General features: G+C 42.3%; 6 protein-coding genes. 2 read left to right on the forward strand and 4 right to left on the reverse strand.

Annotated features, from left to right (window positions below; genetic code table 11):
* Nucleotides 1-161: 161 nt before the first annotated feature.
* Nucleotides 162-566, reverse strand: a complete 405-nt coding sequence (locus BLR42_RS13360; protein WP_091870053.1) for a hypothetical protein — start codon at nucleotides 564-566, stop codon at nucleotides 162-164.
* Between the two features lie 178 nt (nucleotides 567-744).
* On the opposite strand from BLR42_RS13360, the gene BLR42_RS13365 reads away from it, so the two are divergent.
* Together BLR42_RS13365 and BLR42_RS13370 are read left to right on the forward strand one after the other, a co-directional pair.
* Nucleotides 745-2,334, forward strand: a complete 1,590-nt coding sequence (locus BLR42_RS13365) for an autotransporter outer membrane beta-barrel domain-containing protein (RefSeq protein ID WP_091870056.1) — start codon at nucleotides 745-747, stop codon at nucleotides 2,332-2,334.
* 124 nt (nucleotides 2,335-2,458) lie between these two features.
* Nucleotides 2,459-3,313: a patatin-like phospholipase family protein gene (locus BLR42_RS13370; protein WP_091870059.1), complete on the forward strand. Its 855-nt coding sequence runs from the start codon at nucleotides 2,459-2,461 to the stop codon at nucleotides 3,311-3,313.
* Nucleotides 3,314-3,319: 6 nt separating this feature from the next.
* Here the strand turns inward: BLR42_RS13370 and BLR42_RS13375 are convergent, their stop codons facing one another.
* The 3 genes from BLR42_RS13375 to tnpA all read right to left on the reverse strand — a co-directional run.
* A complete protein-coding gene (locus tag BLR42_RS13375) occupies nucleotides 3,320-4,507 on the reverse strand; it encodes an MFS transporter (RefSeq protein WP_091870062.1) in 1,188 nt (395 codons plus the stop codon).
* A 136-nt stretch (nucleotides 4,508-4,643) separates the two neighbouring features.
* A complete protein-coding gene (locus BLR42_RS13380) occupies nucleotides 4,644-5,927 on the reverse strand; it encodes a hypothetical protein (protein ID WP_091870065.1) in 1,284 nt (427 codons plus the stop codon).
* Between the two features lie 113 nt (nucleotides 5,928-6,040).
* A partial coding sequence (gene tnpA, locus BLR42_RS13385) for an IS200/IS605 family transposase (protein WP_207648545.1) occupies nucleotides 6,041-6,519 on the reverse strand: 479 nt, incomplete at its 5' end.

A 6,519-nucleotide genomic window follows, 5' to 3' on the forward strand; every position in this document is an offset into this window, starting at 1 on the left:
GCAGTCAAACAGAAAGTCGATGCCCTCTATATTCTTGGGATTCCCAAGGACTCTCAGAAGTTCAACACCATTACATACGCAATATTCGTTCTTATATTCCTTGAAATCAAGGTATCGTGAAAGCGGAACATCTTTGCGGTGGATGGCCTCAGCTGTTCGGTTTATTTCCTTGTCGGAAAATACTCTCTTTTACTGAAGGTCTCTCTTTCAATCAGGTCTTCCGATTGGGCCTCTCCGAGCATTTTTGAAAAATGAGGAATTCTGCTGTATTCGGATATTATATGAGGATCTTTTGTTGATGTGGACGTCAGTTTGTCTAATTGGCGGGAATCACGATAGAGGCTGATTAGCAAAGGCGCCAGGAATATACTTGTTGCAATAACTATGCCGGTGTATATTGCTGCATCTTCTGACGGAAATAAGGCCTCCAGTTTAATGATGATACAGCATGTAATAAAAATGGACGCGACCAAATAGCCGGCAGCAAGAACACCATAGGCCAGTATAGCAAGCATCTTTTCAAACCAATTTCCATATTCAATTCGTTCATCTAAAAACCTAAACATTGTATTTCTACTTTCATATAACAAATCTTACAGAGAAAAAGTATACCCTATCGACATCTTTTTTTGAACGATGAAAACACAAATTGTTCACTTTGTATTAAGTCTCGTTTTAGGTTGGGGTGATATTCTTCGCTTGTCAGGAAACACAAAACACCTTTTTGAAACAAGGAGAAAAACGATGAAAAGAATCGAAGTAAAGAAGCTTATTCCTTACGTATCCATAGCACTTATATGTATGACATTATCCGCTTGCGGACAGAACGCGGCGACTGCCGGCACAGCTGCGGAAGAGGTTGCTATTGAAGCGACAGAACAGTTGCAGACTGAAGAAACCGAAACAATAGATGAGAACACATCTGATATACCTGAGAGTGATGCTCCGGAAAAAGCTGAAGGTGAAGTGCCCGAAAAGCCTGAAGGAGAAGCACCTGAAGGAGAAGCTCCCGGCGAGCCCCCAAGTGGTGAGAAGCCCGATGGAGAAGCTCCCGGTGAACCCCCGAGTGGCGAAAAACCCGATGGCGCGCCCGGAGGTGGATTTGGAGGCGGCGGAATGAGCAGCGCGGACATTGATTACTCAGGAGCCACCGCCATCACAAGCAGCGACTCACAGGATGGACAGACCTATGAAAGCACGATCGCTGACGAAAGCGCTCTTCTAATATCAACCTCCGATGATGTGGCCATCTCGGATGCAACAGTGAGTAAGACCGGTGATTCTGACGGTGGAGACAACTGCAATTTCTATGGACTTAACGCAGCTGTTCTGGTAAAAGACGGATCCACCACAACAATAACTGGCGCTACAATAACATCTGATGCAGATGGTGCAAACGGCGTATTTTCATATGGTGGAAATGGTGGCCAGAACGGCGCTGAAGGCGACGGAACAACTGTTATCATCTCGGATTCAACAATTACAACTACAGGAAATGGCTCAGGCGGTATCATGACAACAGGTGGCGGAGTTACAAAGGCTTCAAACCTCACAGTTGAAACCAGCGGACAGTCATCAGCTGCAATCCGCACTGACCGCGGCGGCGGAACAGTTACTGTTGATGGCGGAACCTATACAACTAACGGTCTCGGTTCACCCTCAATCTACTCAACAGCCGACATTACTGTTTCAAATGCAACACTAGTATCCAACCTCTCGGAAGCAGTATGTATTGAAGGTATGAACTCTATCACCCTCGAAAACTGCGATATGACAGCAAATAACACACAGACTAACAGCAATGCCACATTTTATGACTCAATCATGATTTATCAGTCTATGTCAGGTGATGCAAACAGCGGAACCTCAACTTTTGACATGACAGGCGGCAGCCTTACAAGTGAAAATGGTCACGTGTTCCATGTGACAAACACTAACGCAGTAATCAATTTAAACAATGTAAAGATAACCAATAAGGATTCCGAAAACATCCTGCTCTCTGTCTGCGATGACGGTTGGAGCGGAGCTGACAATGTTGCGATTTTAAATGCAGAAAATCAGACCATTGAAGGAACGATCCTCGTAGGTGACAATTCCACTCTCACACTCAATCTTACAGAGGGCTCAGAATTTACAGGTACTATCAGCGGAGAAATTACAAACTGTAAGGGCGACACTGTTTCAACAGAGGTCGGTGAGGTCAATGTAAGTCTTGATGATAACAGCACCTGGATTCTCACAGCAGATACATACATCACTTCCTTCGATGGAGATGTTTCCAACATAGTAAGCAATGGATATACATTGTACGTAAACGGAACAGCGGTTAACTAAATAGTGTAAAAATATACAGCTCAGCCCATACAGGGCGGGGCTGTTTTTATTGAAACCGGCTTTTTTGATATGCTACTATGAATGTTGATTCACCAAAAAACAAGAAGAGGAGCGGAACAAAATCATGAAAACCGGGATTGTGATGGAGGGCGGAGCTCTCAGAGGGCTCTTTACCTGCGGAGTTATAGATGTTCTTTTGGAAAATGGAATAAACTTTGACGGAGGTATCGGAGTATCCGCCGGTGCCACTTTTGGCTGCAATATAAAGTCCAAACAGATAGGCAGACCTTTACGATACAACAAGAAATATGCGGCAGATAAGCGCTATAAGAGCATTTCGTCCTGGATAAAAACCGGAAATCTTTTCGGAGTCGATTTTTGCTACAATGAACTGCCCTTTAAGCTGGATCTGTGGGATGATAAGACCTTCACGGAAAATCCGATGGAATTCTATGTGGTTGCAACAGACGTAGAAACCGGTGAGGCCGCATATCACAAGTGTTATGACGGACTTACCGAAGATATCAGATGGATCCAGGCCTCTGCTTCTATGCCTCTCGCTTCGAGAATTGTAGAGATAGATGGTAAAAAGTATCTCGATGGAGGAACTGCCGACTCCATCCCGCTTAAGTTCATGGAAGATCAGGGTTTTGACCACATACTTGTAGTGGAGACACAGCCCTATGAATATGTAAAGAAAAAGCAGGATTTCATGTGGCTCATAAAGCGCGTCTACAGGCATTATCCTAAATTCATAGAGGCAATCGAAAACAGATATATTATGTACAACGAAGAGAAAAAGTATGTACGTGAGCGCGAAAAAGAAGGAAAGGTTCTGGTGATAAGGCCGAAGGAGCCGCTCAATATAAAGCCTCTCGAGAAAGATCCACAGGAACTTGACCGGGTTTACAATGCCGGCAGAGATGCTGCTAATAAGCTCCTTTCAAAAGATACATGGTTAAAAGGGAATGCTTTCTAAGCACTTCTAATTTACGTTGCTTCTGCCCTTTTCAGAGAATGCACACACAATCATAGCACCAATTAGCGCCGTGATTCCTGATACCAGGAGCATTCCCGGGACATTTATCATATCAAGCAATTTTCCACCTAAAAGGCTCCCTATCAGGCCTCCCATTGTTACAGTCATGTTCATGAGAGACTGTCCCATAGTCTTGTTATGAGAGTCCACAATCTCATTGACGTAAATGACGCTTATTCCCGCAAAGAGCCCGTAACCAAGAAGCTGCAAGGACATGGAAAAATAGATAAACGCAATATTCGTTGCAAAAAACAGGAATAGATTCTTCAGGAACATAAAGATCACTGATATTCGCAAAAGATTTCCCGAGGAAATCTTCTTATTTATCCGGGATAATAGGAACAGTGTCGGAAGTTCACAGGTTGCAGCAAGAGAAACAGCAACCCCCATCTCCTTGCTGGAATATCCGCGATAAGTCACAATTTGATACATATAGTTTCCGATGATGGTATGACTTATGAAAACAAAGATATTTCCGATGAGAATAAACGTAAATTGCCGATTTTTTGTTATAAAATCAATCAGAGATTTGCCTTCATGGGAGCTCTCTTCCGGCATACTATTCTTCTGCTCTGATACTCCCCTGAAATGAAAAGTGGCAACAGCCAATATGAAAAACACATAGATTACGATAACAGAGATAATAACAGCATTTTCATCAAGCCTTTCTATCAATATTCCCAGGAAAGCTGCTACCATAGCATATGTTATGGAACCGATTCCCCTGCATATCCCAAAATTGATACTAATTCCGTGCTCAATAAAATACATGCCGAGCGAATATAGAAGAGGTGTCATCACCTGTAATGCGGTAGACAGTAAACAATAGAATATTGCGACTTTGATGATGCCGTTTCCAACCCCCAGCATAGCACCACATAGGGCTATAGCAAGTATTGAAAGCACTATAAGAAAGTGGTGCAAAATGAGCTTTTTGCTTCTGTCTGCAATAGAACCGGCTATCGGCTGAAAAAGTGCTGAAGCCGCTCCGCTTGCCGCCATGAGATAGCCTATCTGAGTGTTGCTAAATCCCTTCGCCAGAAGATAAACACTGGAAAACCCAAATAAAGCTGCAAAGCTTCCCCAGAACAGCCCCTGTATTAAGCTATAGTGCGCCGTCGGCCTGATATTCATCAGCTAATCATCCCCTCTGAAAATAGTTGAAAATTACATATCAGATACTCTCCTATAAATTATAGGGGATAAAAGAATAGCGCACAATCTTTTTACTGTATCCTTCTGGCATATGCATGTGCTCCTTTAATGGTTTTTACTTTATCCTTATAACGTTATTGCATTCCGTGATGAATTTTTGCAAGTCTTTATACATTTGATAGATGGTTTCACTCTCGCCGTTTTTTTCATCAATACGAATAAACCACGTTTCCAACCTCTTATATGCATATCGAAGGTTAATATCATCTTTCGGAACATGGCACTCTTTGTTCTGAATAACATATATATAACCATCAACGGCTTCAATTACTCCGGCCGCCATTCTTGTATCTGTTTCATCATCAGAGGCCGTTTCATAGCCGGAAGCTACTTTTGTAAATATCCCATCTTCATCATAAAAACCGACATATCCTTCAGCATCAAGCGATGCCGTATTTGGTGTTCCATCAACGTAAAGAAGCTCTCCGTTTTTTACCATTACTGGAGACGCAAAGCGCTCATTATTTGAGGCAGTTCCTGAAGGAGTGACTTCTTCGAGGCTGTCTGCTTCGCAGCACTTTGCTCTTACATATTTTGAACCGGCATAGATATTTGTGGAACCTTTATAAGCAGATAGCCGCAAGTAAACATATCCGTTTTCTTCCCCAATGCGTCTTACGACACAGGAGGCAGTTTGCTTTTCCAAAACCTCGGGAAGTTTTCCGTAAACTGTTTCTTCACCTGTCACTAAGTCGAATCCTGAGAGGCTTCCGGAATCTTCATCTTCCTTTGTTACACAAAACAGCTGTGATTCACCCAATCCGGCATAATCATATAGTCTATCTGAAGAAACAGCTTCTTTATAATCACCATCTTCATCACAGATATAAAAATGCAATTTATGATCTTTAGAGCCAAAACCACCCGTAACAAAATATTTTCCTGAAGGCTGCGTACCATAAATATACGTTCCGGGAAGGTCTTTTGAATCAGATCCGTCAAATGCGACCGAATAAACGTTATCATTTCCGCTGGTTTGATTTGTACTTAGAATCATACGGTCCCCGGATATAACGATAGGTCCTCGTGACATATCTTCGAAGAGAATTTCAGTCTCCAATGTATCAGTATCCATAGCTACGATAGACCCTGTACTATCTTCCTCGATATCTTCATAATCGCCCCAAATTGCTGATAATTTCATTGCATCTTCGCTTGGAATTCTGAAATAAATGTGTCCGTTATATTGGACAAAGTGCTTCCCGTTACCCGGGATCGCTTTTTCAATATTCTTCTCCTGCATTCCGGCAGCATTTACTTTTGCAGATCCGGTGAAAATTAATGCTGATAGCATGAACAAAGCTATACCCGCAAGTGATTTTAATTTTTTTCTATACATAATATTTTCCCCACAAAACTTTTTATATCGATTTCATAAAACAGCCCTTTATTATGATGTATCAGCGAGAAAACTCCTTCCGACATAGTCGGTGGGGGATGGATCGCTGACCCTCAGCGCTTTACTTTGCTGTATCTCCCTGTTTTTTCATATTTTCTTTTGTGGTCATCCGTGCGCTGGCTTTCTATATATTTTTTCACTGTTTCAAGTGAAACTGATCCGGTTGTGGCGCAAAAATAGCTCCTGCTCCAGAAAAGAGCATCTCCCCACAGAAATTTTTCTATATGTTCACGGTATTTGATCCTGACTTCTTTAGAGAGCTGGGACTTTAAGGTGTTGATCAGTTTTACCGGAGCAACATCAGGAGGCATGGAAATAAGCATGTGTATATGATCCTCATCAGTCTCAGCAGAAAGCATATCGCAGTTCATCCTTCCACACAGATAAGCCGCGTGATTTTCCATGAAATCCCCCATCTCATCGGTTATCACTTTTTTCCTGTATTTAGTGACAAAAATGATATGATAGGTAAGCAGGTAAACTGAATGTGAACCTCTTCTGTAGTTATCCATAAAAGCTCCTTCTGAAAAGA

Source organism: Butyrivibrio sp. INlla16 (genome assembly GCF_900104155.1).
Classification (GTDB): domain Bacteria; phylum Bacillota; class Clostridia; order Lachnospirales; family Lachnospiraceae; genus Butyrivibrio.